This is a genomic window from Vibrio fortis, assembly GCF_000695685.1.
Lineage (GTDB): Bacteria > Pseudomonadota > Gammaproteobacteria > Enterobacterales > Vibrionaceae > Vibrio > Vibrio fortis_A.
This window is the reverse complement of record NZ_JFFR01000033.1, coordinates 151090-177501: the sequence shown is the minus strand read 5'-3', so window position 1 is coordinate 177501 and position 26412 is coordinate 151090. Positions and strand designations below refer to the sequence as shown.

General features: G+C 45.9%; 21 protein-coding genes. 11 read left to right on the top strand and 10 right to left on the bottom strand.

Annotated elements, in window-relative coordinates; translation table 11 throughout:
• The first annotated feature begins 11 nt into the window (after positions 1-11).
• Positions 12-2372, top strand: coding sequence for a Lon protease family protein (locus VFDL14_RS01065; protein ID WP_032553560.1), 2361 nt, complete (start codon positions 12-14; stop codon positions 2370-2372).
• Positions 2373-2492: 120 nt separating this feature from the next.
• On the opposite strand, the gene VFDL14_RS01070 is transcribed toward VFDL14_RS01065, so the two are convergent.
• Positions 2493-3239, bottom strand: a complete 747-nt coding sequence (locus VFDL14_RS01070; protein WP_032553559.1) for a PilZ domain-containing protein — start codon at positions 3237-3239, stop codon at positions 2493-2495.
• A gap of 235 nt (positions 3240-3474) precedes the next feature.
• Between VFDL14_RS01070 and VFDL14_RS01075 the strand changes: the two genes are divergently transcribed.
• Genes VFDL14_RS01075 through VFDL14_RS01085 form a run of 3 tightly spaced genes read left to right on the top strand, consistent with a single transcriptional unit; the run spans position 3475 to position 6008 of the window.
• Entirely contained in the window at positions 3475-3759 is a 285-nt protein-coding gene (locus tag VFDL14_RS01075) for a GNAT family N-acetyltransferase (protein ID WP_032553557.1), read from the top strand.
• Positions 3760-3769: 10 nt separating this feature from the next.
• The gene (locus VFDL14_RS01080) at positions 3770-4837 is read left to right on the top strand and encodes a phosphotransferase (RefSeq protein WP_235201778.1); all 1068 of its coding nucleotides are present in this window, start codon (positions 3770-3772) and stop codon (positions 4835-4837) included.
• The gene (locus tag VFDL14_RS01085; RefSeq protein ID WP_032553554.1) at positions 4827-6008 is read left to right on the top strand and encodes an MFS transporter; all 1182 of its coding nucleotides are present in this window, start codon (positions 4827-4829) and stop codon (positions 6006-6008) included. Before VFDL14_RS01080 ends, VFDL14_RS01085 begins: the two co-directional genes overlap by 11 nt.
• 113 nt (positions 6009-6121) lie before the next feature.
• Here the strand turns inward: VFDL14_RS01085 and VFDL14_RS01090 are convergent, their stop codons facing one another.
• The 5 genes from VFDL14_RS01090 to VFDL14_RS01105 all read right to left on the bottom strand — a co-directional run bounded on the left by VFDL14_RS01090 (position 6122) and on the right by VFDL14_RS01105 (position 11571).
• Positions 6122-7033, bottom strand: coding sequence for a DMT family transporter (locus VFDL14_RS01090; RefSeq protein WP_032553552.1), 912 nt, complete (start codon positions 7031-7033; stop codon positions 6122-6124).
• 313 nt (positions 7034-7346) lie between these two features.
• Positions 7347-8000 carry a hypothetical protein gene (locus tag VFDL14_RS01095; protein ID WP_032553550.1) on the bottom strand — a complete coding sequence of 218 codons (654 nt, stop codon included), beginning with the start codon at positions 7998-8000 and terminating at the stop codon, positions 7347-7349.
• A 75-nt stretch (positions 8001-8075) separates the two neighbouring features.
• Positions 8076-9413, bottom strand: a complete 1338-nt coding sequence (locus VFDL14_RS24595) for a DUF1542 domain-containing protein (protein WP_050487502.1) — start codon at positions 9411-9413, stop codon at positions 8076-8078.
• A gap of 179 nt (positions 9414-9592) precedes the next feature.
• On the bottom strand, positions 9593-10528 hold the full coding sequence (locus tag VFDL14_RS01100; RefSeq protein ID WP_032553548.1) for a LysR family transcriptional regulator: 936 nt from the start codon (positions 10526-10528) through the stop codon (positions 9593-9595).
• Positions 10529-10662: 134 nt separating this feature from the next.
• Positions 10663-11571, bottom strand: coding sequence for a DMT family transporter (locus tag VFDL14_RS01105; RefSeq protein WP_032553546.1), 909 nt, complete (start codon positions 11569-11571; stop codon positions 10663-10665).
• 125 nt (positions 11572-11696) lie between these two features.
• On the opposite strand from VFDL14_RS01105, the gene VFDL14_RS01110 reads away from it, so the two are divergent.
• The gene (locus tag VFDL14_RS01110) at positions 11697-12179 is read left to right on the top strand and encodes a MarR family winged helix-turn-helix transcriptional regulator (RefSeq protein ID WP_032553544.1); all 483 of its coding nucleotides are present in this window, start codon (positions 11697-11699) and stop codon (positions 12177-12179) included.
• Positions 12180-12343: 164 nt separating this feature from the next.
• Here the strand turns inward: VFDL14_RS01110 and VFDL14_RS01115 are convergent, their stop codons facing one another.
• Both VFDL14_RS01115 and aceB read right to left on the bottom strand, forming a co-directional pair.
• Positions 12344-12784, bottom strand: a complete 441-nt coding sequence (locus VFDL14_RS01115) for a GlcG/HbpS family heme-binding protein (RefSeq protein ID WP_032553543.1) — start codon at positions 12782-12784, stop codon at positions 12344-12346.
• A 92-nt stretch (positions 12785-12876) separates the two neighbouring features.
• Complete coding sequence (aceB, locus tag VFDL14_RS01120) at positions 12877-14499, bottom strand: malate synthase A (protein ID WP_032553541.1); 1623 nt, start codon at positions 14497-14499, stop codon at positions 12877-12879.
• Between the two features lie 314 nt (positions 14500-14813).
• On the opposite strand from aceB, the gene gcl reads away from it, so the two are divergent.
• The 6 genes from gcl (at position 14814) to VFDL14_RS01150 (ending at position 22436) form a co-directional block, all read left to right on the top strand.
• The gene (gcl, locus tag VFDL14_RS01125) at positions 14814-16586 is read left to right on the top strand and encodes a glyoxylate carboligase (RefSeq protein ID WP_032553539.1); all 1773 of its coding nucleotides are present in this window, start codon (positions 14814-14816) and stop codon (positions 16584-16586) included.
• A gap of 89 nt (positions 16587-16675) precedes the next feature.
• Entirely contained in the window at positions 16676-17452 is a 777-nt protein-coding gene (gene hyi / locus VFDL14_RS01130) for a hydroxypyruvate isomerase (protein WP_032553538.1), read from the top strand.
• 37 nt (positions 17453-17489) lie between these two features.
• Complete coding sequence (locus VFDL14_RS01135) at positions 17490-18386, top strand: 2-hydroxy-3-oxopropionate reductase (protein ID WP_032553536.1); 897 nt, start codon at positions 17490-17492, stop codon at positions 18384-18386.
• Positions 18387-18662: 276 nt separating this feature from the next.
• Positions 18663-19973, top strand: a complete 1311-nt coding sequence (locus VFDL14_RS01140; RefSeq protein WP_032553534.1) for a glycerate kinase type-2 family protein — start codon at positions 18663-18665, stop codon at positions 19971-19973.
• A gap of 132 nt (positions 19974-20105) precedes the next feature.
• On the top strand, positions 20106-20714 hold the full coding sequence (locus VFDL14_RS01145) for a TetR/AcrR family transcriptional regulator (protein ID WP_032553532.1): 609 nt from the start codon (positions 20106-20108) through the stop codon (positions 20712-20714).
• 285 nt (positions 20715-20999) lie between these two features.
• Positions 21000-22436, top strand: a complete 1437-nt coding sequence (locus tag VFDL14_RS01150) for an amidohydrolase (protein WP_032553868.1) — start codon at positions 21000-21002, stop codon at positions 22434-22436.
• 110 nt (positions 22437-22546) lie between these two features.
• Here VFDL14_RS01150 and VFDL14_RS01155 read toward each other — a convergent pair whose 3' ends face one another.
• Together VFDL14_RS01155 and VFDL14_RS01160 are read right to left on the bottom strand one after the other, a co-directional pair.
• Positions 22547-24943: a hypothetical protein gene (locus tag VFDL14_RS01155; protein WP_032553531.1), complete on the bottom strand. Its 2397-nt coding sequence runs from the start codon at positions 24941-24943 to the stop codon at positions 22547-22549.
• 129 nt (positions 24944-25072) lie between these two features.
• On the bottom strand, positions 25073-26311 hold the full coding sequence (locus VFDL14_RS01160) for an alpha-xenorhabdolysin family binary toxin subunit A (RefSeq protein ID WP_032553530.1): 1239 nt from the start codon (positions 26309-26311) through the stop codon (positions 25073-25075).
• Between the last annotated feature and the right edge of the window lie 101 nt (positions 26312-26412).

Genomic DNA, 26412 nt, shown 5'->3' with positions numbered 1-26412 from the left:
AGGAGGCGGCGATGGCGATTCAAAGACTCAACTCAGAGCAACTGTATCAGGTAGCTGAACTTGAAAAGTTGCCTTGTAAGTCGACCAAGGAACTGGCTCCCATTGATGAGATAGTCGGACAAGAACGCGCGCAGAAAGCGGTCGAGTTCGCTATGTCGATCAAGGAAAAGGGTTACAACATTTATGCGATTGGCCGTAATGGTCTTGGTAAGCGCACCATGATCTTGCGTTACCTTAATCGTCACCCACAAGAGCCTGATCAGCTGTTCGACTGGTGTTATGTCGCGAACTTCGACGATATTCGTACCCCGAAAGTACTCAAGTTACCGAGCGGTGTGGGCACGAGCTTGAAACAAGATATCGAAAAGCTGATGCGCAAGCTCTTAAAAGCGATGCCGTTGGCGTTTGATAACGAGATGTACTTTGGCCGCGCAGATACGCTAAAGAACCAGCTTGCTAGCAAACAGCAGGTGGCACTTGAGGCGATCAGTCTAGAGGCGAAAGAGAAGGGCATTAACCTGACTATCACCTCGAAAGGTGACTATCAGTTTGTGGCGATGAACGGTGAAGAGCTGCACACGGAGGAGACCTTCGACCAACTCTCTGTTGAAGAGCAAGAACAGTTCGACAAGAGTATTGATGCACTCGAAGTAGGGTTGCGCACCATCTCTAGAGAGCTCACCGAGCTAGAAGAGACCTACACAGAGAAGATCCAGAAGCTTAATGACGACACCACGCGTGATGTAATCACTCACTTTATCAAACAGTTGAAGCAGGATTACAGCAAGTATCCAGAGATCAAAAAGTACCTGACGGCACTGCGTAAAGACATCGTCGAGAATGCGGAAATCTTCCTCGAAGAGAGTAATGAGCAGGCCGAAATCGCCACAGCTTCTCTAGATAAAAAGCTGCCTCGTCGTTACAAAGTCAACGTACTGGTTAGCCAGAAAGAGCAGCAACTACCAATCGTTGTCGAAGACAATCCAAACTACCACTCGTTGTTTGGTTATGTTGAAACGGCGACGTTTAAGGGCACGGTATTTACAGACTTCTCTTTGATTCGTGCTGGTAGCTTACACCGTGCGAATGGTGGTGTGTTGCTGATGGATGCGGTGAAGGTGTTAGAGCAGCCTTATGTTTGGGATGGTCTCAAGCGTGCACTTCGTTCTCGTCAGCTTAGCCTGACTTCGCTAGAGAAAGAGGTCACCTTAACGGGGGCGGTTTCGCTTGACCCTGAGCCAATCCCGCTGGATGTGAAGATCATTCTGTTCGGTGATTACCGCACTTACCAACTGCTTCAGCATTACGATGCGGAGTTTGGGGAGCTATTCCGCGTGACCGCTGATTTTGAAGATGAGATGAAGCGCACCGCGGATTCAGAACTGCATTACGCACGCTTCATTTCGAGTATCGTTCATGACAACGGCATGCTGCATTGTGACCGCAAAGCGATTGCCCGCATCATTGAGCACAGCTCTCGTCAGGCAGGCGATCAGAGCAAGCTGTCTCTACACTCGGCTCATATCGCGAATCTGTTGCGTGAGTCTAACTATGTAGCCAAAGGCTCAAACTCCAATCTGATTCGTGCAGGTCACGTTGAGCAAGCATTGGCAAATCAGCAGTTGCGTGTGGGTCGATTGCAAGACAGCGTGATGGAGACCTTTACCAACGGCACCACTCTGATGCGGGTTGAAGGAGAAGCCGTCGGACAAGTGAATGCGTTGTCGGTGCTGAGCACGACTGATCATATGTTCGGTGCACCAAACCGCATCACAGCGACGACTGCTTACGGTGATGGTGAGGTGATCGATATTGAGCGAAATGTTGATCTTGGTGGCAGCATCCACTCAAAAGGGGTGATGATCTTGTCGGCTTACCTCTCTTCTGTGTTTGGTAAAACCGCAAAAGTGCCGCTAACCACCAACATCACCTTCGAGCAGTCGTATGGCGGGGTTGATGGAGACAGTGCGAGTATGGCGGAGTTCTGTGCCGTTGTGTCTGCTTTCTCAAAACAGCCTAACCGTCAAGACATCGCGATTACGGGCTCGATGAACCAGTTTGGTGAGTCGCAGCCTATTGGTGGTGTGAACGAGAAAATCGAAGGCTTCTTCGATGTATGTGAAATCAAAGGGCGCAGTAATACCCAAGGCGTAATTATTCCGCGCTCTAACGTTCACAATCTGATGCTACGTAGCGATATCGTGAAGGCGGTAGAGAAAGGTGAGTTTAACATCTGGGCTATTGAGCATGTGACTGAAGCGATCGAGCTGTTTACGGGTAAACCTGCAGGTGAGCCAAGTGACGAGGGCAGTTATCCGATTGATACCGTCTTTGGTATTGCTCAAGCGAAACTCAATGCGCTGAGAAAATAGCGAGATAGACATAAGCAAAAGGTTAGCCTAGCTTGTGTCATCGTCCTTAACGAAAACAGCCATCAAATACGATGGCTGTTTTTATTGGATATACGTTTGGAAGCTTGGCACTTGGTGACTTTAGCCTTGTCTTAGGCGTAATTTCGTCCCATCAAACTTCAACTTGCTCAGCAGGTTACGTGCATTAGTGCGTCCAACCTCGTCAAATTCGACGCCATATCTGGCATAGTGGGTCGATTTTTGAAGGTTACAGATCACCCCTTTTAATGGCGGTAATAAAGGGCCATTGTAGTTGTCAGGCGAGATCTCAATTGAAACGCGCTCAGCCACCTGAAGGTTTCTTGAGGTCGGTGACGTGACAAATCGACACCCACTCTTTGAAAGGTCGCGGATTTCACAATCAGTGCGTTGATCATTGATGTTGATCTTGCCAGCTAGGTTGACCTCATAACGAGTCTCTTTACGCAGTTGTGTTACCTGCATAGTACTTGGCGTTGACAAGATCAGTAGTGGGAAGGGTTCACCGATGTTGTGGTGAATCTGACTTCTAAAGTGGATCAGTGCGCCTTCACCTCGAAGAGAGTATGCGCGAACGGTCATCCAGAAGCCCTCTTGAAAGAAAAAGCCAAGATCGTCTGATGAGACTTCAGGGACTTCAATCAAGATGCAGTTTTCACTGTGGGTGCCAATGAATTTGGTGGTGGCTAAGAATTTACTGCCAACTGGGGTAGTTATGTTGAGAGTCAGTTCACTGCCGTGCTCAATCATCGCCAACGCATCCGTGCTGTTGATGGTTGATACGGTGCGATTTCGCGGATCTTGCAGTGATTGGTTCGGCTCCACAGGTCTCTTTAGTGGTGCGTTCATTGTGTTTTCTCCATGCGCCAACATGCGTTGTCTGACAATAGACGGTTCTTACGTGCTAGATTTAGGTAAGTGAGGTGATTGAATGTTGAATCTGGTGTGGCTGTGTCCATTTCAGATTTATTTGTAATTCCCACTACATCGTTTTATTTATATGCACGTGCGTTAGTCTATTAACATCAATCCAAGACTTCAATTGTTTATCGTTTAGCATGTCGAATATTTATAGGAGTTGAGAATGCAGGCAGTAAAATGGGATCAGGAAGCCCAAAAAATAACGGTAGAGCTAGCTCCCGAACAGTATGCTGTGGTGAAATACCAGCAACAAGGACAGGTGCTTCACATTACCTCAACTCGCGTTCCGGATGAGCTACAAGGGAAGGGCATGGGCAAAGTGATGATGGAAGCGGTACTTCCAGAGATCGAAAAGGCGGGCTTTAAAATAGTCCCTGTCTGCAGCTATGTTGTGCACTACATGGCAAGGCAAAAACAGTGGTCTCATCTACTTGCGGATGAGGCATAACGAGAAAAGTATGCCTTGTTCAACCACAGATTCTACAACACGATTGTACAATGCTATTGCCCACTCTGTTCATGGTTCTGAGCGCCACCAAGTCGAAGTGATTCAGCGCTTATGGGGAGGCTACGGAGAGCTAGTTCGCTTGCACTTCCCAGATGCAACGGAGGTAGCCAGTGTTATCGTCAAACATGTCGCACTGCCGGATAAAACCGAACATCCTAAGGGGTGGAATACCCAGCTTTCACACCAGAGAAAAGTAAAGTCATATCAGGTTGAAACCTCTTGGTATCAAGGGTTTACTCAAGAATATGATCCACATTGCCCTGTTCCTGTTGGCTTACAGTGCCAACAAGCGGAGGGGGAGTGGCTGATAGTCATGCAAGATCTCAAGACGCTCGGTTTCCCAAATACATCCAACTTTGATGTGTTAGCGAGTGAAGTCGAGGGTTACAGCCTTGAAGAGGTGCAGCAGCGCAATGCTTGTTTACGTTGGCTTGCGCATTTCCACGCGAAACATATCAACATAAACCCGAGTGATGTATCGAGTTTGTGGGAAACTGGCACCTATTGGCATTTAGCAACACGACCGGATGAACTGAGTGTATTGGATGATCAAACTCTCAAGACAAACGCTGAGAAGATTGATCATAAGTTGAAAGAGTGCCCTTACCCAACATTAGTGCATGGTGACGCCAAGTTAGCCAACTTCTGTTTTGATATTGAAAATAAAAATGCGGCAGCAGTCGATTTTCAATACGTAGGACTTAGCTGTGCCATGAAGGATGTGGCGCTGTTTATGAGCAGTGCGATTAGGCCAAGAGATTGTGCAGAGCGAGAGAACGAGGTGTTAAATGTCTATTTTGAGCAGCTTACTCAAGCATTGGCACTCTATCAGCCACAATTAAATGCAGTGCAAGTCGAAGCGGCTTGGCGCCCTATGTTTGCAACCGCATGGGCCGATTTTCAACGCTTTGTTAAGGGTTGGAGCCCAAATCACTGGAAGATTAACCCATATACTGAGCAGCTAACGAAAAAAGCGCTCAGTGAGATGAACGAACAGGAGTTTGTTGATGTTCGATAAAACTGCAAGTTGGAAGACGCCGCAGAACTTTTTATTGCTGATTTCGATTATTGTCCCGATCGCGTTTTCTAGCTGGATGGCGTTGTTGAACAACTTTGTTGTTGAGCGAGCTAACTTCGACGGTGCCGATATTGGGTTGCTTCAGAGTGTGCGTGAAATCCCAGGCTTTCTTGCGTTTACGGTTGTGTTTGTGTTGGCCTTTATTCGCGAGCAGCGATTCATGTTGGTCTCACTGGCAATGCTGACTGTGGGCACCGCAATCACGGGTCTGTTTCCAACATTGACAGGGCTTCTTCTTACAACGATTTTAATGTCGATTGGCTTTCACTACTTTGAAACCCTAAAACAATCTCTGTCGCTGCAATGGCTAAGTAAAGAAGAAGCGCCGGAGATGCTGGGTAAGATGATCTCTGTCGGTGCGCTGGCTTCTCTTGTTACCTACGGTTCGATTTGGGTGATGTTGGAGCAACTGAAGCTCGACTTTGCATGGGTTTACGGTATTACCGGTGGGATAGGTTTCTTGCTTGTATTGGTAATGACCTTTGGTTTTCCTGAATTTAAAACCGAGACCCAGCAGAATAAAAAGTTGGTACTGCGTAAGCGCTACTGGCTCTACTATGCACTGACCTTTATGAGCGGAGCTCGTCGACAGATCTTTACTGTATTTGCAGGCTTCTTGATGGTAGAGAAGTTTGGCTATTCTGCAGCTGATGTGACGCTACTGTTCTTGATTAACTACTTATTCAACTTCTTGTTTGCAAAACGTATTGGTAAGTTCATCGGAGTCGTTGGTGAGCGCAAAGCCCTGATGTTTGAATACGTTGGCTTGATTGGCGTGTTCGTCGGCTATGGCTTGGTGCAGAGCGCTGAGTGGGCTGCTGCTCTGTACGTGATTGATCATCTGTTCTTTGCATTGGCATTAGCGATTAAAACCTACTTCCAGAAGATCGCAGATCCAGCAGATATGGCTTCAACGGCAGGAGTTTCTTTCACCATTAACCATATAGCAGCCGTTGTTATCCCGGTGGTATTCGGTGTTATCTGGCTAGCTTCTCCAGCAACTGTATTCTTTATTGGTGCTGCGATGGCGGGTGTCTCTTTGCTACTGTCTCTGAACATTCCTAAGATTCCGGAAGATGGCAATGAGGTGCGTTACTTTAGCTGGCGATAGCAATAGAACGCTTTGATGAAGTTTGAATAAAACAAAAGCTCCAATGTCGCCATTGGAGCTTTTTTGTATCTGAATGGATTAAATTACAGCGTTGGTTTTATGAGGCCAGTTTATTACTGACTTACCTTCAACCCGCTGCGTAGTTTGAACATTTTCTTTGGCGCCTTGGTCAGTAAGATACCAAACAGCAGTGGCAACATAAGAATCAATGACTGTTCCGCAAGCATTTCACCGTTGATAACGGCTGAAATCACGAGCGCAACCACTGGGAAAATTAGGAAACAGATTGAAGCTTGGAAAGGCGTCGACACTTGTCCTAATTTGAAGTAAGCCACAATGCCACCGACACTTGCTACAAAACCTAAGTAGACAACGGCAGAGATTGAGTCCCAAGTAAATGCAGACACATCGACGTTTTCGCCAACAGCAGACACTGCGAATAAGAAAATGGCAGCGATGAAGCTTGGTACCGCGTTGTAAGTCAGTACTTCAATGTCTTTACAGTGCTTCTGAACCAGTACGTACATGACTGAGTGAATCGCAACCGCTAGACCAAGAGAGACGGTACCAATCAGGTAGTCTTCACCACCCATTTGCATCTCATTTCCTAGGATCAGACATAGGCTGATTACGGCTGTGATAAGACCAAAAATCTGGTGCTTAGCAAGGCGCAAACCTAGGAACAGACCCGACATCAACATCACGGCCACAGGCATGTTGGCAAAGATAATGGAAGCGAGACCTGAAGAGATGTACTGCTCACCATAGATCATTAGGGTAAACGGAATTGCAAAGTACATCAGAGCGACAATTAAGATCCATTGACGCTTGCCTTTTGGAAACAGCAAAGGCTGGTTGAATACTTTGGCTAGTACGGCCAACAGAGGAGCTGCTAGAAGGAAACGTAGTCCAGTAGCAAAGATTGGTGGGATAGAGTGCAAAGCAACTTCCATCGCGAACCAAGTGGTGCCCCAAATAAGACACACAGACAAAAAGAGCAAAACAGTAAAAGACTTCGAATTCATGGTGACTTCCCAATACTTATAATTTTAAATCATAGGCTTGTGCCGCCTAATTGATGTGCCACAGTATAAGGAGCTCGCAAGAGAAAAAATTTGCCTTTTTATCTCTAATTTGGAAGTTTGGTGGAATTTTTTTCTTTTTTATGTTTTATTTTTGGAAAATATTTTCACTCAAGTAAGTCGGTGTAATATCATTGTTCTTTGTGAGGTTATGTTGAGTGCTTGAATGGAAAAATCCCCTTTATCCAAGATACGAAAATAAAGGGGTGAGAGTTACCAAATGAAACGGTAAAAAGGTTCAAATCTCAACAGGGTTCTAGAACCTTAAGTTAAACCCCAGTTCTACGCTGCCATCAGAGCGAAACACATCTCCAGGACTGACTCGTTTTTGCCCAAAGGTGTATTTCACATAAGGCTCTACCCACTTAGGTTTTAAAGTGAAAGTGACGTCTTGGCTGTTGTAATAACCTTTTGCTCCCGTTAATTGGCGATCATGGCTGAAAGAGTAGGAAAAGCTCATGTGCTCGGAAGGTGAATAGCTCGTACCGATGGTGTTCTTCCATTCGCGATTAGCATCATGAAGGTCAGCAAGCGAGAATTTTCGCCACTCATGCGAGGTATTGGCAAACAACATGATTTTTTCTGATAGTGCTGTCCCACCAAAGAGTCCAACGTCATAAATATCAATAAGATCTGCGCGACCATAACTGACAAAGGCTTCGGCATAGAACTGGCCGAGTACTGCGCCATAGCCTGTTCCAAGCTCTAGGTAGCCTTCACTGTCGATCTCAGCATTAATATTGATAGCATCAGTCGCTTGAATCACACCAGATACGGTGCCGATCCATGTATCGCCAGCTTTGGCGGTTTGAAAGCTGAGGCTTGGTTCGTGATAGCTTAATTGTTGTAGCTGGTGGTCATTGGCGGAAACACTAAGCGTTACCAGCATAGCCAAAGATAGTCGTTTCATGTCACTCTCAACGCAGATTCAAACAAAAAGGAGCCACTTATAAAGCGGCTCCTTTGCTTCTGTTTACTGTTTCATTTAGCCGCGGCTTACACGGTCTTTTACAGCTTGTTTGATTTGCTGACGTTGCTCTTGAGAAAGCGATTGAACCTTTTGTTTTAGTTCTGTTTTTTGCTCGGCTGTTAGGTTTGGTTTCGCCGGAATCCAATCATTGATTGCATCTGATATCGCGGCCTTTGCTGCGCTACGAAGTTCTTCTACTGTTTTTCTTTCACCAGTCAACAAGTAGTAACCTAATGAGTTGCCTTGAAGGTCCATTTCAATGTTAGCGATTTTAAGCATGGTTAGTTTGTTGTCTTGAGACCACTCTTTAGTCATCTCTTTAGTTACGCTCCAAGCTTTAATACGCATATCTTCGTTAATTGCACCTGCGCCTTCATTTGCAACAAAAGCTAGAGCTAGGAACTTCTGTTCTTCTTTGGTTAGGTGTGTCATTGCTTCTTTGTAGGCATTAACCGTCTTTACTGAAACAGTGCTGTGACCTTTATCTCCAGAGATAATTACACCAGTAGGGGTATCAGTAATTGTTACTTCACTTGCACCCAAAGTAATAACTAGTTTGTTGTCGTCAACCATTTCGAATTCGAAACCAACACCGTAATCAGGATCCGTTAAACCCCACCCGTTATCAGTATCTCCATCAATAGATACGTTGGTGTCACCTGTTGCGCTGTCCCATGTGTAGATCATTCCGTCTTTGTAAATAGTGACAACGGTAGTTTCTGACGATACCGAGTAATTTAAAGATGTTCCGTTGTACAGTGTTACGGTGCCTTCTTCTGAGCTACCTTTGAATTCACCAACAATTTGTCCATCTTTGATAACGTAACCATCATCACTAACTGAACCGATTAGCTCATCTCCAACAAAGATCAGTGTTTTTCCATCAACAGGAATTAGCTTGATTGAGCTCGCGCCTTCCTCCCCCCATTTTGGAGGTGTTTCAATAACTACAGAATCAGCGATCAAACGCCCATCCACAACCGTTAGTGTCACCTCGACTTTTTCACCGTTGATTACGCCATTAAATACGATTTGGTCGCCTTGATTCTCAATGTGGCCTATTTCATTGTGGTCATTATCAGTCACCATGCCATCTTCGATGTGGTACAGATTGCCATTAATCAAAATCAAAGTGCTTGTCTCGCCATTTGCACTTGATACGTCACGGATAATGAGAGCGTTATAATCCCCTTCATCACCAACGACACGAGCTGCGTCCAAGTTTTCACCTTGAACGTATGTTACATCCGCAATACCGTCTTGAGCTGCTGGTGGGTTGCTACTTGAACCAGAAGAAGAACAGCCAGCTAGGAAAGAAGCGGCGATTAGGGTACTTAGTAATTTTAGTTTCATGGATCTACTCTCAAAATAGTTAAGGAACTCATGGTGCGTCTTGCAGTTTTGATGGCGTTCCTAGCCGATGAGAGAAGTATATGGAGTGGACAAAAAAGCCTCTAATCGCTTGATGGAATAGAGGCTTTAACGTTCGGTTATTAATGAGAGAGCAGAAACAGCGTGATAACTCAGGGTTATTATTGAGCCTTTTGATAATCTCCGTTCAGTAGATTCTCGAGGATCTTTTTCAGCCACAGTGTTGTTGGGCTATTGCGGTTTTTATGGTGGTAGTAGGCACACATTGTTGGCTGTACGTCTTTACTGTCGAACAACAGGTTGATGGCTCTCAGCGATGTCTTTTGTTCAATCTCGAGGAACTTAGAAGCAGGGAAAAGCATGTCGGAGTTACGCACCACGTCGATAACTGCAGACGGTAGCTCAGAGCGGAAACCAATATTGGCCTTGTGACCCTTAATCTTCAGTATTTTCTCAGCCAGTGATTGGTGCGAGTTCCAATCGACCGCAATAACAGAGGCCAGCTCGAAATTCACCCCATCTTTTACCTCGACAAAATCGCCTTGATAAGGGTGGTCTTCACGTACATAACCTTTAAACGTATCTTGTGCGATGCGCTGTTGAAGTAGCTCTTTGGGAGCGTGGTTGATCTCGTAGTTCAAGCCGATATGAACCTCATCATTGATGATGTCAGTCATGGTTGTGCCTGACCAGTTAAGAAGTTGAACCTGTATATGTGGGGCTTGCGCGCGAATCGCTTTAAAAAGTTTGCTAGAAAGGGAGCTAAGCAGATATGGCGAGAGTGCAACTTTAATGATGCCCTGCAGTTCGGCGGGGTTGAACTCGTTACTGTTGTTCAACGCGCACGACAGTTCGTCCAGTATCGGAGAGATACTTTCTGCGAGCAGGTTTGCATGTTCAGTTGCTCTTAAGCCGTGGTGTGTTTTAACAAACAGTTCATCATCGAAATGATCACGCAGGCGCTGGAGGGCTTTACTTACCGCGGGTTGGGAAACAAAAAGGCGCTCTGATGCTTTTCTCATGTTGCGCTCTTGGTGCAGTATGATGAAAGTTCTCAGAAGGTTGAGATCGAGATTCGCGAATAAGTCTTTTGCCATTTTGCCCCCTAACGTCACGTGTACCCTTTAATCATAAGACGACGATTCAGGTAGGACAAATTGAAACTTTGTATAGTGAAGAGACCAAACAAATAAAACCCGTGTGAAACGGGTTTTATTTAATTTTGAAGGGGTTATCTTGCTTTTAGCGGCTTGTTCGATGCGGGTACCGTTTTAGGTTGTCGAATCGCAAGGATGACTTGAGGGAGTAGCGACATCACGATCATACCTGTCATTAACGAGTACTGAGCGGCAGTGAATGACTCACCCATCAGCAACATACCCATTACGATACCAGCGACTGGGTTAGCAATACCACCAAAGGTAAAGTCGACCACTGACATACGCTGCAGAAGCCAAACGTACATGCCGTAACCCAGCGCCGTATTCAAACCAATCACCCATAGCAGGCCCATAAAGTTACGCGAATCGAAGTGGGTTACCGCGTTGACGTAAGGTTGTGGGTCAATGAAAGCGTGAGTCGCCGAAGCCACAGACAAGATCACACCACCAAGAATCAATTGCCAAGTCAGTACTTTCCACCAGTGCATGCGATCGCCGAGTGATTTAGTAATGCTGCTGCCCACAATGATACACATGATAGCGGCAAACATAGCACCTAAGCCGACAGGGCTGAGCGAGATCTGACTTGGATTGAACAGCATCCACGCCAGTGAAATTAGACCGACACCCGACAGAGCTTGAATCAGGTTAGGGCGTTGCTTTTTAACAACCCAATGGAAAATCATTGCGAATACAGGCACTGAGATCATACCTACGCCTGAAATGGCAGAAGGCAAGGTGAGAGCCATAACAAAAATCAGACCGAAGAAGGTCGCAATATTGATTAAACCTAGTGTGAAAATGATCTGCCACTCGCCTTTTTTAGGTAGAGTAGGTTTCACGGCAAGCAATAATAACCCTGCAGGCAAAGCACGCAGAGCACCAAGTAGTAATGGTGGCCACTCCTGTAGCGTAAACTGCGTCACTGCATAAGTTGTACCCCAGAAGAAGGCGGGGATCATTGCTAATAATATATTCATCTAAAATATCTTTACGTTAAGATAACTCTTGGTGTGAAGAGTATACCCATAACTAGTGGTTGTAAAGTATCTTTATGTTAAACTAGTTTGAAGCAACTAAGACTAATAACGGAGCGTGATTGCAAATGGATGCTATTGACCGCGTGGTAGAACAATGGGCAAAGGAAAAGCCCGACCTAGAGACAGAGCCGATGGCGATTATGGGCCGAGTAATGCGTATCGCCAAATACATGGAGACACAAGTTGCCGACCTTCATAAACAGTATGATATGAAGCTAGGCGAGTTTGATGTATTGGCGACGTTACGACGCTCTGGTAAGCCTTATCGACTCACCCCATCAGAGCTGATTGGTTCAATGATGTTGACTTCTGGTGCCATGACTAACCGATTAGATAAGCTAGAAGCCAAGGGGCTTATCAGCCGCGAGCACAGCAAAGAAGACCGTCGCAGTGTGAGTGTTAAGCTCACAAGAAATGGCCTAGCCCTGATTGATGAGATGATGACTGAACATGTTGAGATGCAGAAGAAGTTGGTGAAAACTCTCTCTGCAAGTCAGAAGAAGAATACCAATCAACTGCTGAAAACATGGCTAAGTGCATACGAATAAGTTCTTAGGCACTTCACTATTGATGGCCGTTTAACTGTTTATAGCTGTTTAACTATTGATAGTCGTTTAACAAATGCCGCCAAGTTAAAACGAAAAACCGAAGCTTAGTGCTTCGGTTTTTTTATTGATAGTAGATACCTTTTTAAAGGTAACTCGGTACTCGATTAGGCTTGCAGCATCTCATCGCTGTAAAGGTCTGCACAGCCAATTCCATTAATCGCGCAGCTTTCGTCGATATCTGAGATATCACCACTGACACCAATGGCACCGAGTACAGTTCTATCTTTATCTCTGATGAGTAGTCCCCCGGGTACAGGCACCATGTTCCCGTGTGCGAGCACGTTTACTGCGGAGATAAATGCTGGTCTGTTATCAGCATCTTGGGCGAGTTTTCTAGAAGAGCAGCCGAGTGCGAGTGCTCCCCATGCTTTAGCAATGGCGATGTCTGGTCGCATCATGCTAGAGCCATCCTGACGTTGCAGAGAGATGAGCTTGCCGCCGCTGTCTAAAACCGCAACGGTTAGAGGCTCAGTATGGATCTTTCTGCCTGCTTTAAAGGTTCCATCTATGATGGTTAACGCTTGTTGTAGAGTCAAACTTCCCATGTTATCTCCTGTTTTTCAGGGGCTTAAACCAACTTGTTCCCGAATCGTTTAAGGATTAAAGCGATACAAGTTCAAGTTGGTCAAGCGTCAGGTCAAGACGCTTGCAGTAGCCCATAGCTGGGTAAAGTTAGGAAGGCGGCGAACGCTTCTGCTGTAGACAGTTGATAGAAGAGATCGGCTGTCTCTTCGAATCGACCTACAGCATAGCGAGCTTCTCCGACTTCTTGTTTAATGGTGTCTAGCTCTTGGTATAACCAAGACTGGAAGAGTTCTTTAGTAAAGGTTTGGCTATCGTCTAACGTGACGCCGTGGTGAATCCATTGCCAGATATTGGCTCTAGAGATCTCAGCCGTAGCAGCGTCTTCCATCAGTCCATAAATTGGCACGCAACCATGGCCTTGAATCCATGCTTCGATGTAGTAGAGAGCGATACGAATGTTTTTACGCACGCCTGCTTCGTCGCGGGTTCCCTCACAAGGCTTCAGCAGAAGCTCTGCACTGATCTCATGTTGTGGGCTTTGGAAGTCGATTTGGTTGACCTTACCATCTAGATGTTTGTCGAACTCAGACATCGCAAGGTCAACCAGTGCTGGGTGCGCGACCCAAGTCCCGTCATGACCGTTTTTAGATTCTCGCTGCTTGTCTTCAATAACCTTGGCGGTAACGCGCTCCATCTCTGCAGGATCTTTCGCTGGGATAAATGCCGACATGCCGCCCATCGCCAGCGCGCCACGAGCATGACAGGTTCTCACTAGCAGTTGGCTGTAGGCATTAAGAAACTCTTGATCCATACCGATACCGTGACGATCAGGCAGAATACGGTCTTGGTGGTTCTTTAATGTTTTGATGTAGCTGAAAATGTAGTCCCAACGGCCACAATTCATTGCAACAATGTGGTCACGCATCGCATAAAGAATTTCATCCATCTGGAATACCGCTGGAAGTGTCTCTATCAATACCGTTGCTCGAATCGTGCCTTTTGGTACTTTGAAATATTGCTCGGTGAAGCTGAAGATATCGTCCCACCATTGTGCTTCTTCCATGCTTTCAAGCTTTGGAATGTAGTAGTAAACACCTAAGCCTTGATCTGCACGTGATTGATAGTTATGGAAAAAGTAGAGAGCGAAATCCATTAAGCAGCCAGCTATCGGTTGGTTGTTAAACTGGATAGACTGCTCTGGCAGGTGAATACCTCGTGGTCGCGCGATCAACAGCGCAGGGTTATTCACCAGTTGGTAGTTCTTCTGCTTCTTTTCATCGTAGTAGCTGATGGTGCCAAGGTTGGCATCTCTAAGGTTGATTTGACCGTCGACCATGTTCTCCCAAGTCGGAGATGAAGCGTCTTCAAAGCAACACATGAAAACTTTAGCGCCGGAGTTAAGGGCATTGATGACCATCTTACGTTCAATCGGACCGGTGATCTCAACGCGGCGATCTAGTAGTTCTGGTGGCGGTGTCGCGACCTTCCACGTTTTGTCGTCACGAATCGATGCCGTATCGTCTCTGAAATCAGGCAATGCACCCGCATCGAATTGGGCTTGTTTAGCTTCGCGGTCAGTTAGCAGGTTTTGACGGCGCTCTCCAAACTTTTTCACCAGTGCTTCTAAGAAGATCAAAGCATCTTTAGACAGGATCTTTTTGTACTCAGCATTGTCCATATTGCCAAGTACCTGCATACACAAAGCCTCTTCTCTCTCTTTTACGTCATTCATCATTGTCTGTCTCCTTTGAACAATACGATGTCATTTTGTATACAAAATTCTATTTTTAAGTTTATTTATATGGCAAAAACTGTAAACAATCAAAGCCTATTTAACATTTAATTATCATTCGAGATATTTGCAATTTATTTTTATGTAAAGATATTTTATGTAAAGCAATGAATTGTAAGCTTTTCGGGGTTAGTGCTCACTTAAAACGCGCGTTTGATGTAACAAAAATGTTTCAGATTGGACTTGATAAATGCTGAGAATGGCTCATAGTACACAAAAGTTTGTTTAATTGTATACAATCTGAACTGGAGGTTCGAATGGCAATTATGAAAGCGATTGAAGCAGCGGTTGAAGTGCTTAAACGTGAAGGAGTAGACATCGCATTTGGTGTACCGGGCGCAGCGATTAACCCTATGTATGCGGCGATGAAAAAGCTTGGTGGTATTGATCACGTTCTAGCTCGTCATGTAGAAGGCGCTTCGCATATGGCAGAAGGATACACACGCACCAATCAGGATAATATTGGTGTCTGTATCGGTACATCTGGCCCTGCGGGAACGGATATGATTACCGGTCTATATTCAGCCTCGGCTGACTCTATTCCTATCTTATGTATTACAGGTCAGGCTCCGCGAGCTAGGCTACACAAAGAGGACTTTCAAGCGGTAGATATTGAATCGATCGCTCAGCCTGTCACTAAGTGGGCGACGACGGTACTCGAACCTGCACAAGTGCCTCGCGCGTTTCAAAAAGCCTTTCATTTGATGCGCTCCGGCCGACCAGGTCCAGTTCTTATTGATTTGCCGTTAGATGTTCAGTTGGCGGAAATTGAGTTCGATATTGATTCTTATGAACCGCTAGAGCCTTACAAGCCAACGGCAACCAGACAACAAGTCGAGAAAGCACTCGCCATGATGGCGGAAGCGGAGAAGCCATTGATTGTTTCTGGTGGCGGCGTGATCAACGCGGGCGCCTCTGAACTTCTTCAGCAGTTTGCTGAGATCACTGGTGTTCCTGTTATACCCACGCTAATGGGTTGGGGGTCGATCCCAGACGACCATGAATTGATGGCCGGCATGGTAGGGCTACAAACCTCCCACCGATACGGTAATGAAACCATGCTTAACTCGGATTTTGTATTCGGTGTTGGTAACCGCTGGGCAAACCGTCATACCGGCTCTGTGGATGTGTACACCGAAGGTCGAAAATTTGTGCATGTTGATATTGAACCGACTCAAATAGGACGAGTGTTCTGCCCTGATCTAGGCATTGTTTCTGATGCTAAATCTGCACTAGAGCTGATGGTGGAAGTCGCTCGAGAGTGGCGCGACGCAGGCAAGTTGCCAAATCGAAGCGATTGGGCGGGGGAATGTCAGCAGCGTAAGGCTACCATGCTACGCAAAACCAATTTCGAAGAAGCACCAATGAAGCCAATGCGTGTTTATGAAGAGATGAACAAAGCCTTTGGCCGCGACACCTGTTACGTAAGCACGATAGGTCTGTCGCAGATTGCTGCGGCTCAGTTCCTTCATGTGTACAAACCGCGCCACTGGATCAACTGTGGTCAGGCTGGCCCGTTAGGTTGGACAACCCCTGCTGCGTTAGGTGTTCGAGCTGCTGATCCAAATCGTGACATCGTGGCTATCTCTGGTGACTACGATTTCCAATTCATGATTGAAGAGTTGGCCGTAGGTGCACAGTTTAATCTGCCTTATATCCATGTACTGGTGAACAACTCTTACCTAGGCCTGATTCGTCAAGCTCAACGTCAGTTTGATATCGATTACTGTGTACAGCTGGCATTTGATAACCAGAATGCACCAGAGCTTGAAGGCTACGGCGTAGACCATGTTGCCGTCGTAGAAGGCTTGGGCTGTAAGGCAATTCGAGTTCGCGAACCAGAGCAAATCGCGCCGGCATTTGAACAAGCTAAAGCGCTTATGAACAAGCATAAAGTGCCAGTAGTTGTTGAATTGATTCTTGAGCGAGTGACCAACATTTCGATGGGTGTTGAGATCAATGCCATCAACGAGTTTGAGCCGCTAGCGGAGACTCGCGAAGACGCACCGACCGCGCTTGCGCACAAATAATGTGTTTCCGTTAAGCCGATAGTCGCTTAACGGAACGTCAATGGGCACAGGCTTAGTGCCCAAAGAATACAGATAAGAAGGACAGAGTCATGGCGAAATTTGCGGCTAATTTGTCAATGTTATTCACTGAAGTGGATTTTATGGATCGTTTTGAAGCGGCTGCCGACGCAGGGTTTCAAGGCGTCGAATATCTATTCCCATATGCTTTTGACGCGCAAGCGATCAAACAGAAGTTGGTTGAGAACAACCTAGAACAGGTGCTGTTTAATTTGCCGGCTGGTGATTGGGAGGCGGGTGACCGAGGTATTGCGGTTGACCCTGCAAGAGTAGAAGAATTCCAAGCGGGCGTGCCGAAAGCAATCGAGTACGCCAAAGCGCTAGGTTGCAAACAGGTGAACTGCTTAGCGGGAATTGTGCCGCAAGGGGTAACTCCGCAAGATGCGCACTCTGCGTTCGTGATTAACCTTCACTACGCGGCAAACGCACTGGCGGCTGAAGGAATAAGTTTAGTGATTGAAGCGATCAACACGCGCGACATTCCGGGCTTCTTCCTCAACACCACGGAACAGGCGAAAGCGATCATTAAAGAAGTCGGGAGCGATAACCTCTCGATTCAATACGACATCTACCACATGCAGATTATGGAAGGCGATCTAACGCCAACTATGCAGCAGAACATTGGTCAGATAGCTCACGTCCAATTGGCTGACAATCCAGGTCGTCATGAACCGGGAACGGGGGAGATCAACTACCCATTTGTGCTCAACTACCTAGATGAGCTGGGCTACCAAGGTTGGGTTGGCTGTGAGTACAAACCGAAAACGACCACTACAGAAGGCCTTGGTTGGCTGCACCAGTACCGTTAATTGTGTCTGGTTATCTTAAAACGTTAAGGAGAACAACATGTCTAAAATTGCATTTATTGGTACAGGTATCATGGGCAAACCAATGGCGAGCAACCTTCAAAAAGCTGGCCACGAAATCCTTCTTTCAGACCATTTCAACCCAGCACCTGCCGATCTTGTCGCTGCTGGTGCAACGGTTTATCACTCGCCTGCGGAAGTGGCAGAGCAGGCCGATGTGATCATTCTAATGGTGCCAAACACACCTCAAGTTGAAGATGTTCTGTTTGGTGACAACGGCGTAGAGCAAGGTCTTACTGCAGGAGGTGCGGCTGGAAAGCTGGTGATTGATATGAGCTCGATCTCGCCTATCGCCACTAAAGCGATTGCAGCTCGCATTAACGAGGGTGGTGCGGCCTATCTTGATGCTCCGGTATCAGGGGGCGAAGTGGGTGCTATCAATGCGACGCTGACTATCATGGTTGGTGGTGAGCAGGCTGCTTTTGATAAGGCGCGACCTCTATTTGAAGTGATGGGCAAGAACATTACCTTGGTGGGTGATAATGGCGCAGGCCAAACGTGTAAAGTCGCTAACCAGATTATCGTAGCGCTAAACATTGAAGCGGTCTCTGAGGCATTGGTGTTTGCCTCTAAAGCGGGGGCCGATCCTGCTCGCGTGCGTCAGGCGCTATTGGGTGGTTTTGCTAACTCTAAGATTTTGGAAGTGCATGGTGAGCGCATGGTGGAAGGAACCTTTGACCCAGGATTTAGAATCTCGCTGCATCAGAAAGACCTTAACCTTGCGCTGACTGGTGCCGAAGAATTAGGTGTATCACTACCGAATACGGCGACGGCTCAACAACTGTTTGGTGAGTGTGCTGATATTGGCGGTGAAGGTTGGGATCACTCAGCACTAATTCAAGCCATTGAAAAACGTTCGGATCACTCAATCCGATAGTACCCAATTGAGGGTAAATCTATTCGTTACTCTGGCATTGAATGCATGGTTCATGAAACCAGAGTAACGAACTTAGGCTGCCACTTCTCCAGGGTGGGTAGCCGACCCCACAGGCTCAAGCAGTTTGTTTATAAATCGCGTAGTTTCGTCTCCTTTTATGCGCGTTCCTAATATAAGGCAGAGGTTGAAGTTGTTCCTTTCCAACTTATTTCTTAGCAGGCACCTGTGTCCTTGTATTAGGGTTCTTTTTTTATTCCGTCGACTAAGGAGTGGCTGATGGACATCGATGCTAAACAGTTTTTACATACCCTTTTCTCTAGCGCAGTTAATGAAGCGCTACCTCGAAACCACATCGAAACTTTTCTTTCTGAATCTATTTTTTATCGCTCCTCCAATCAGGCTGGACGTACGGTGGTGATCGGTGCGGGTAAAGCGGCTGCGTCGATGGCAGCAGAGTTAGAAGCTGTATGGCGCGATAAGAAAAAGTACGACCTCGCACTTCGAGAACTCGAAGGTCTAGTGGTTACTCGTTACGAACATACCGCACCCTGCGAGCACATTGAAGTCATCGAAGCGGCGCACCCAGTGCCCGATGAAATGGGGCTAGAAGTGAGCCAGCGAATGCTGAAATTGGTGAAGAACTTAAGTGCAGATGACACAGTGATCTGCTTATTGTCAGGCGGAGGTTCGGCATTACTGAGTCTACCCGGCGGTAATATCACTCTTGCTGAGAAGCAACAGATCAACAAAGCTCTGCTTAAGTCTGGTGCAGCAATTGATGAGATGAATTGTGTGCGCAAACACCTATCGCTAATCAAAGGCGGGCGTCTTGCCAAAGCGGCCTATCCTGCAAGAGTAGTTTCATTGGCTATCTCAGATGTACCCGGTGATGATATCAGTGTGATTGCATCGGGCCCAACCGTTCCAGATACTACGACTCGTTTTGATGCACTGGCCATCTTAGAGCGTTATCGAATTGATATGCCAACATCAGTATTTGAGTGGCTCAACAATCCAGAATCAGAGACCATCAAACCTGATGACTCATGTTGGAAGAGCGCTGAACACCATATTATCGCGACCCCGATGTCAGCGTTAGAGTCTGCCGCTGCGGAAGCTGAAGGGTTAGGAGTTCCTACGTATATTTTGAGTGATTGCATTGAGGGTGAAGCGAGGGAGGTCGCTAAGGTGCATGCTGCGCTGGCGAAACAAGTTGCTAGTCGACAGCACCCTTTTAAGACGCCTTGCGTATTACTTTCAGGTGGAGAAACGACGGTAACTGTTAAGGGCAATGGTAGAGGCGGGCGTAACTGTGAGTTTTTGCTGAGTCTATTTAATGAACTCAAAGGGCATAGCAACATCTACGCACTGGCGGCGGACACCGACGGTATTGATGGGGTTGAAGATAACGCAGGGGCTTGGATAACGCCAAATACGTGGCAACAAAGTGAAGCGCTGTCGCTGAAAGCGGAAACGTATTTAGATGCGAATAACAGTTATGACTTCTTTGACAAGGTTGATGTGTTACTAACAACGGGGCCGACACTGACCAATGTAAACGACTTTCGAGCGATTTTGATACTTTAAAGTTAACCTCCCTCTCATTTATTAAAATATATGAACCAATCGATTGGCCGTCTCATGCACAATAAAGGGACGGTCAAAGTTATTTGTATCGTAGGACACTAAAGCTAAATCAATCGGTTGTAGGGATATGATATGTCTAAGATCAGGCAGAAGAACCAAGACTTAATCATTCAAGTGGCGTGTGAGCAGTTCGCGATGCACGGTTATGCCGCGACCAAAATGGTTGATATTGCCAAAGCTGCTGATATTCCAAAGCCTAACGTATTCTATTACTTCAGTTCAAAAGACAAGCTCTACAACGCGGTATTGGAGTCGGTGACGCAACCCTTGTTGGAAGCCTCTCGTCCAATTGAAGAGCTCGATGATCCTGTCGAAGCTCTGTCTCAATATATCCAAACTAAGTTAATCATCTCTCGTGATCACCCGCACGCCTCCAAGGTTTTTGCCAATGAAGTGATGTCGGGCGCTAAAGTATTACCAAAAGATATTGGTGATGAGCTTTATAAACAGTCTCAGATGATCATCGACAAGTTTGCTACTTGGTCTGCACAAGGGCTGATGGACGACGTGCCTGCACATCACCTAATGTTCACTATCTGGGCCGCGACTCAAACCTATGCGGATTTCGGCTGGCAGATTTGCAGTGTGATGAAAAAAGACCAACTTGATGACCAAGATTATGAAGACGCCGCCAAGTTCATCACACAGTTGGTGATAAAAGGGTGCGGCGTAAAAAGCTAAGCTGTTTCAGTTTCATACAAGGCCTGCAATTGCAGGTCTTTTTCATATCGGCCCCAATATATTCAATTGCAGTGATTGCGCCTCGTATTTCCATAATTGTGACTTTGTGTGCAATAACGGATTTCAGTATCGGCTCGACTCGATTTAGTATGTCGTTTTATTTAATGGCAAGGTTGTCTTTGTCATCAAAAGTGAAAGTAGCAAAATCTCACGGGCAAGCTACTTTGACTTTATTAAGGAAGCATCTGCTCCCGATAAATGAACGCACAACTCAAAGGTACACGCATGACTCTCAAAAGCTTGGCTTACACAATTAGCGCCGTTCTTTTAACTGGCTGTGGTTCGACTATAGCGACGAACGATTACAACGCAGACTTAATGATTACCAATGGCCAAGTCTTGACGATTAACGCGACTAAGGACGTGATTGACGATGGAGTTGTCGTGGTGAAAGACGACCAGATCATCGCGGTTGGTAGTGAGGAGCTATTGACCCAGTATCGTGCGGAGAAAGTAATCGATGCTCAAGATGGTATCGTCATGCCTGGTATGGTCAATGCTCACAACCACCTTCCTATGATTGCATTTCGCGGATTGGGAGAAGAGGGGATCTCGAATCGCTTATTTGCCTACTTCTTTCCTCTTGAAGCGGAAAAACTAAGTCGTGATCTCATCTACAATGCCACTAAACTCGGCAGCATCGAATTAGCGCAAAGTGGTGTTACAACCTATGCCGACATGTATTACCACATGGATGAAATGGCAAAGGCAACCAAAGAGGTAGGTCTACGAGCTGTTTTGGGTGAAACAGTGATTAAATTCCCGGTGGTTGATGCGAAAGAACCTTATGGAGGCATTGACTACGCAAAAGGATTCATCGAAGAGTACAAGAACGATGATTTGATCACACCTGCCTACGCGCCCCATGCCGTCTACACAGTGAGCAAAGATAAACTGCAAGAAATCAATAGATTATCGGCTCAATACGATGTGCCAGTGTTGATTCACGTTGCGGAATTTCCCAATGAAGAAAAGCGCATTAAAGATGAAACCACAGCCAATTCACCGGTGGAGTATATGGATGAAATCGGCGTACTCGATGAGCGTGTCGTGATTGCTCACGGTATTCATTTGTCTGAGAACGATCAGAGGCTATTAAAACTGGCTGACGCTGGTATCTCTTACAATCCGATGGCGAACGCTAAAGGAGCGACGGGAATTGCGCCTGCATGGGATATGTACCGTGCTGACATGCGCATAGGCTTGGGTACCGACGGCCCAATGAGTTCTAACCAAGTGGATATCATGCGCACTCTGAGTTATGCAGCAAACATGCAGCGTTTGAAGCACTCAGACCGCACAATCATGATTCCTGAACAGGTGATTGAGATGGCAACTTTGGGCGGTGCAAAAGCTCTGCATATGGAAGACCAAATTGGTTCACTAGAGGTGGGGAAAAAAGCCGATATCGTGATTGTAGAGACACAATCGGCGAACATGATGCCGAGCTATGACCCATACGCGACCTTGGTTTACCAAGCGAACCCAAGCAACATCGACACCACGATCGTTAATGGCCAAATCGTGATGGAAAACCGCGTGATGCAGACAGTACAACTGGATGAAATCCGTCAAAGCGTTGATGAATTCGAAGCCGATATTGCTGAGTTTGCAAAGGAGCTAGCGAAGAAGGCGATCAAGTCAAAGAGCTTGATGGATTAGGGCATAACCCTGAACCTTACATTGAACAAAACAAGGCCGACATTATGTCGGCCTTTTTATTAGGTTGTCACACGAGCACCTAAGATTTTCTGGTTACAGATGCGCTGTGGTTAGTGAGAGCAACTGTTGCCATTGGGGATACCACTACCTAGGAATTCGACACGAATCTGTTCGACATCTTTTAGGTACTGGTTATTGGTTTGATCCGTTTTATCAAAGTTGTTGAGTGTGATATTCCAAGACGAGAATGGCGTTGGTTGGAAATACGCATACTCGAACTTATTCGCCACAGAGCCATCGGTGATGATGCTTACGTCATTGGTCGTTGGGTCATCAAGGCGATAGTAGAATGCGCGCGATACTGGGTTAGAGCTGAATTGATAGTCCTGATTTTCGTATCGGTCAGCATAGCTACCTGAGCTGGAGACTCGTAAGTTGAGTTGTTTGCCGTAAGGTAAGTTCTCCCCTTCAAGGAACACACGCACCGTTGAAAGCCTAACTCGATCAAATGAACAGAGCTGAACTTGCTCTAGTGGAATCGTGAAGTTCAACTCACCCGTATTAGCAAAGCTCTCCAGCTGCTCTGGACTGGAAATGGTGTAGTTATCGATGGTGAAGTCTTGTGGTGCTGGCTGGAATGAAGACAGGGCATTCACATATTCACTTTCGATAGAGGCCAAGTCGAACTGGTAGTCTAGATAGCTCTTGTTGAGAGAAGGGGTGATCTCACTTGGCTTCAATGCCCAGTATTCGTATGCCTGAACATAGTTCGACAGAGCAACGTACATCGGACGTTTGAAGTGCATTAAGACTCGAGAAAGTTCACGTTCAACAGAATCAAAGCTATCACTGTCTAACTGATAACCCTCAATGGCAGTGTTCAATCTTTGTTGCTGATTGGTAGTGACATTATTCGTTAAAAGCAGGTCGACCAACTTAGCTTGCTCGTGAGCAAAATTGAGCTGTGTGATGTTAATGGCTTTACCAAGTAAGACCTGTTTTTCAAGCTCTAGCAGGTATTGTCTTGCGCCTTTGATACCCAAACTGTCGGCATATCTGAGATTGCTGCGAATCTCGGTGATCATCAAATCCCATGCAAGATTGCTCTCGTTGAGTGTTGGGATATTAAAGTTAAATCCATCCATCGCTTCCGATACTTTTTGGAATTTGATGGCGGATTTAACGTCGTTGGTCAGCTGCGAAATACCAGAAATCGTTTTGGTCACGCTATCAATAATGCCAGTGACGGACTTAATGTTGGTAACGAGGTTTTTTGCTTTTTCGAGTGCTTCAGGTGTTTTTGCCAGCTGCTCGGTTAAGTCATTTACCCCTGAGAGGTTACCAGTGAACACGCCACTGACCGCACTTCCGATTTCCGCTATCGCCTTGAATATCGCTAAAGCGGCATTGAGTTGCTGCTGGGTTTTCCAGTTTTCTACACCAACCAAATAAGTGGTTCGGGCATCAAGAGTAACGAGTTCTTGAGCTTTGTACTGAGCATCAATTTCAGTCAGGCTATCGCCAATCTTATCAATGTTGGATTGAGTTTGAGTGATGATCGAACCTTGAGCTCTAAGAACATCTTCAATGTTAGCGAGTGCTAACTTAGAAGCTTCAATCTTGTCCTCAATAACGGTGTTTCTGTCTTGGATAATGTCCCATTGAGCTTGATAGGCGATCATGGCATTCAGATACGCTTCATACTTGTCTTGGTATAAGACTTTGTCGAGATACGGGACGTAGTTGCTCTCTTTGGTACTAAAGCTAATAAACTGTTTGAAAGCGACGGTTTGTAGGTAAAGGTCTGAAAGAATTGGGTCATCTTCAACCACTGAACCGGCGTGACGTAAGCTCTGTTCAATCCAGTTAATAAGGTCGAGGCTAAGCTCGGGATTCGTATCGAATAGCGTGGCAGCCATATCGAAAGAGCGGTTAACAATATCGGTGAAAGGGTCGGTTGCCAGTTTCATTTGCCCAGTGGTGTTGGAGTCGATGGTGGTTCTTCGATAGTGCGAACCGGCCAGTACCACAGACGTGCCATTGCCTTCTTCACCAGAAACCGCATCTCGAGTGATACTGCCATCACTTTGGAAAGCCAATACGTTAATTGGCGTTTCTATCTCTCCTGCGATGACGGAAACGGATGCCGCAGATCCTTGTTGTCCAAGTACAAAGGTTGGGGTGCCCTGACCAACAACCTTACGAGCAAAAATGAGGATGTTTTGGTTGTTGACGACTAAGTTGAAGTTCTCTGGAACCTCAATAGTATCTGCGAAGATGACGATTTTTGAAGGTTTGGTAACGTAAAGGTTCTGCTGTGCGATCCAATCACTAAGGTTAATATGTAAATCTGATGTAGAGCGAGATAAGACGCCCACCTCGGAATAGGCTGATTGAACCCATGTTGGATATTCAGTGGAGTTTGGCAAGTTATTTAGCTCAAGCCAATCACTCGCAAAGGCTTGTTGAGAAAATGAAAGAGAAATAATAATAGGTAGAAGTCTCATAGAAAAATCCTGTCGAAAATGAGTATTACCAAATTTGGGGTAAAAGAAGCCGCACCTTATTGCTATAAGGTGTGGCTCTATTATTTGGTTTTATTTATTAGGTCTTTGTTTTATCGAACTGGAAGCAGACTATTCCATCTTCTGAATATAGGCGTTGTTTGCAAATGCTTTGGCTTTCTCACTGATATTATTCCAGTTCATTTCAGCAACCGATGTATTGGCTAGAGCCCCGATTGCACCAAGCATTGCATCATCTTTCATTATGTCGGCATTATTCTGAGCTTCATCTAACGCAGCAAGTAGCGATGTGAAATCTGAATTCATTTTCTGCCAGTTAAGTTTCAATTCATTAATATGTGGAATGGCATTTTCAATCTGCTGAGAGATTATATCGATGCTTTCTGATGAACGGTGGTAAGAGTTATATATTTTCTGGGTATACGTTAGTTGATCTTGTAGATCATCCACTTCTTTTTGTAGTTCATTGCGAAGCTTACGTGCCTTCTCTGCTTTATCACCGTAAACACCCATGATAGGTACCGCCACCATAGGGAACCAGGCGTAAGTTACCGCGGTAGAGGCGACAGTAACGTAGTGAGTGTAGTCTTTATTAAGCTGGGCAATACGCGCATTTATATCATTGACTCGCTGTTGCAGCGCGCTGCCATCATCACTGAGGTAACCATTGTGTGTGCCTTCCAATACATCCAATTGCAGCTTTTGAGTGTCTAGCGTGGCCGAGAACTCCAATAGGTTGTCGCCAACATCAGACACTTCTTGTTGGTATCTCATAGAAAAGTTTTGCAGGCTCTTTAGATAAGCTATCGCCATTTTTCTGTTGCGCTCAACGGCTTCAATATCTTCCGGTAGCGGTGAGAAGGCTTTAGCTAACATCTCGTTGAGCGCGTTGCTTAATGGGTTAAGCATGTAGTCTTTGATTTGTGCGTAGTTAGACAAGCTCAATGAGAGGTTAACAATGCTTGGATATAGGTCTTTTTTCCAATAGAAAGCAGTGTCGTGAATGTTAGAGTACTGCTCAACGAGTGCTTGGAAATTGGAGAAGGGAATATCATTGGGAATACCTAGCGTCGATTTCATGCTCGCTTCTGTCACGGGTAGCGCTAACGCGCCTTCGACATAAGCTTGGATCTGATACCACTCTTGCTGTTTTAAAATAAAGTTATCGGTATCCAAATCGATAAAGACGCCATTCTCGCCAATGATCGTATCGTAAGTCACCTGCGGTAGGTTTTGTTCTGCTGACGCTTGATTTGTTTGAATTGGAGCTGCTTGAGAAGTGAGAGCAAAAGAGGAAAGTAGCCCAATTGAGATCGAAGATAATACAAGTGTCTTAGTGATTTTTTTCATTTTTTAACCCTGCTTAATCTGTTATTAGATTTATTCAAAGACAATAATACCCCTACCATATCGATGGCATTTTTAAATACTTATAAGGTGTTATTGAATAA

Bases quoted from the DNA above. Each gene is read 5' to 3' on its own strand.
- VFDL14_RS01145 (WP_032553532.1), top strand. From the start codon at position 20,106: ATGTCTAAGATCAGGCAGAAGAACCAAGACTTAATCATTCAAGTGGCG.
- hyi (WP_032553538.1), top strand. From the start codon at position 16,676: ATGGCGAAATTTGCGGCTAATTTGTCAATGTTATTCACTGAAGTGGAT.
- VFDL14_RS01075 (WP_032553557.1), top strand. From the start codon at position 3,475: ATGCAGGCAGTAAAATGGGATCAGGAAGCCCAAAAAATAACGGTAGAG.
- gcl (WP_032553539.1), top strand. From the start codon at position 14,814: ATGGCAATTATGAAAGCGATTGAAGCAGCGGTTGAAGTGCTTAAACGT.
- VFDL14_RS01150 (WP_032553868.1), top strand. From the start codon at position 21,000: ATGACTCTCAAAAGCTTGGCTTACACAATTAGCGCCGTTCTTTTAACT.
- VFDL14_RS24595 (WP_050487502.1), bottom strand. From the start codon at position 9,413: ATGAAACTAAAATTACTAAGTACCCTAATCGCCGCTTCTTTCCTAGCT.
- VFDL14_RS01110 (WP_032553544.1), top strand. From the start codon at position 11,697: ATGGATGCTATTGACCGCGTGGTAGAACAATGGGCAAAGGAAAAGCCC.
- VFDL14_RS01105 (WP_032553546.1), bottom strand. From the start codon at position 11,571: ATGAATATATTATTAGCAATGATCCCCGCCTTCTTCTGGGGTACAACT.
- VFDL14_RS01140 (WP_032553534.1), top strand. From the start codon at position 18,663: ATGGACATCGATGCTAAACAGTTTTTACATACCCTTTTCTCTAGCGCA.
- VFDL14_RS01115 (WP_032553543.1), bottom strand. From the start codon at position 12,784: ATGGGAAGTTTGACTCTACAACAAGCGTTAACCATCATAGATGGAACC.
- VFDL14_RS01080 (WP_235201778.1), top strand. From the start codon at position 3,770: ATGCCTTGTTCAACCACAGATTCTACAACACGATTGTACAATGCTATT.
- VFDL14_RS01090 (WP_032553552.1), bottom strand. From the start codon at position 7,033: ATGAATTCGAAGTCTTTTACTGTTTTGCTCTTTTTGTCTGTGTGTCTT.
- VFDL14_RS01100 (WP_032553548.1), bottom strand. From the start codon at position 10,528: ATGGCAAAAGACTTATTCGCGAATCTCGATCTCAACCTTCTGAGAACT.
- VFDL14_RS01085 (WP_032553554.1), top strand. From the start codon at position 4,827: ATGTTCGATAAAACTGCAAGTTGGAAGACGCCGCAGAACTTTTTATTG.
- VFDL14_RS01070 (WP_032553559.1), bottom strand. From the start codon at position 3,239: ATGAACGCACCACTAAAGAGACCTGTGGAGCCGAACCAATCACTGCAA.
- VFDL14_RS01160 (WP_032553530.1), bottom strand. From the start codon at position 26,311: ATGAAAAAAATCACTAAGACACTTGTATTATCTTCGATCTCAATTGGG.
- VFDL14_RS01095 (WP_032553550.1), bottom strand. From the start codon at position 8,000: ATGAAACGACTATCTTTGGCTATGCTGGTAACGCTTAGTGTTTCCGCC.
- VFDL14_RS01135 (WP_032553536.1), top strand. From the start codon at position 17,490: ATGTCTAAAATTGCATTTATTGGTACAGGTATCATGGGCAAACCAATG.
- VFDL14_RS01065 (WP_032553560.1), top strand. From the start codon at position 12: ATGGCGATTCAAAGACTCAACTCAGAGCAACTGTATCAGGTAGCTGAA.
- VFDL14_RS01155 (WP_032553531.1), bottom strand. From the start codon at position 24,943: ATGAGACTTCTACCTATTATTATTTCTCTTTCATTTTCTCAACAAGCC.
- aceB (WP_032553541.1), bottom strand. From the start codon at position 14,499: ATGATGAATGACGTAAAAGAGAGAGAAGAGGCTTTGTGTATGCAGGTA.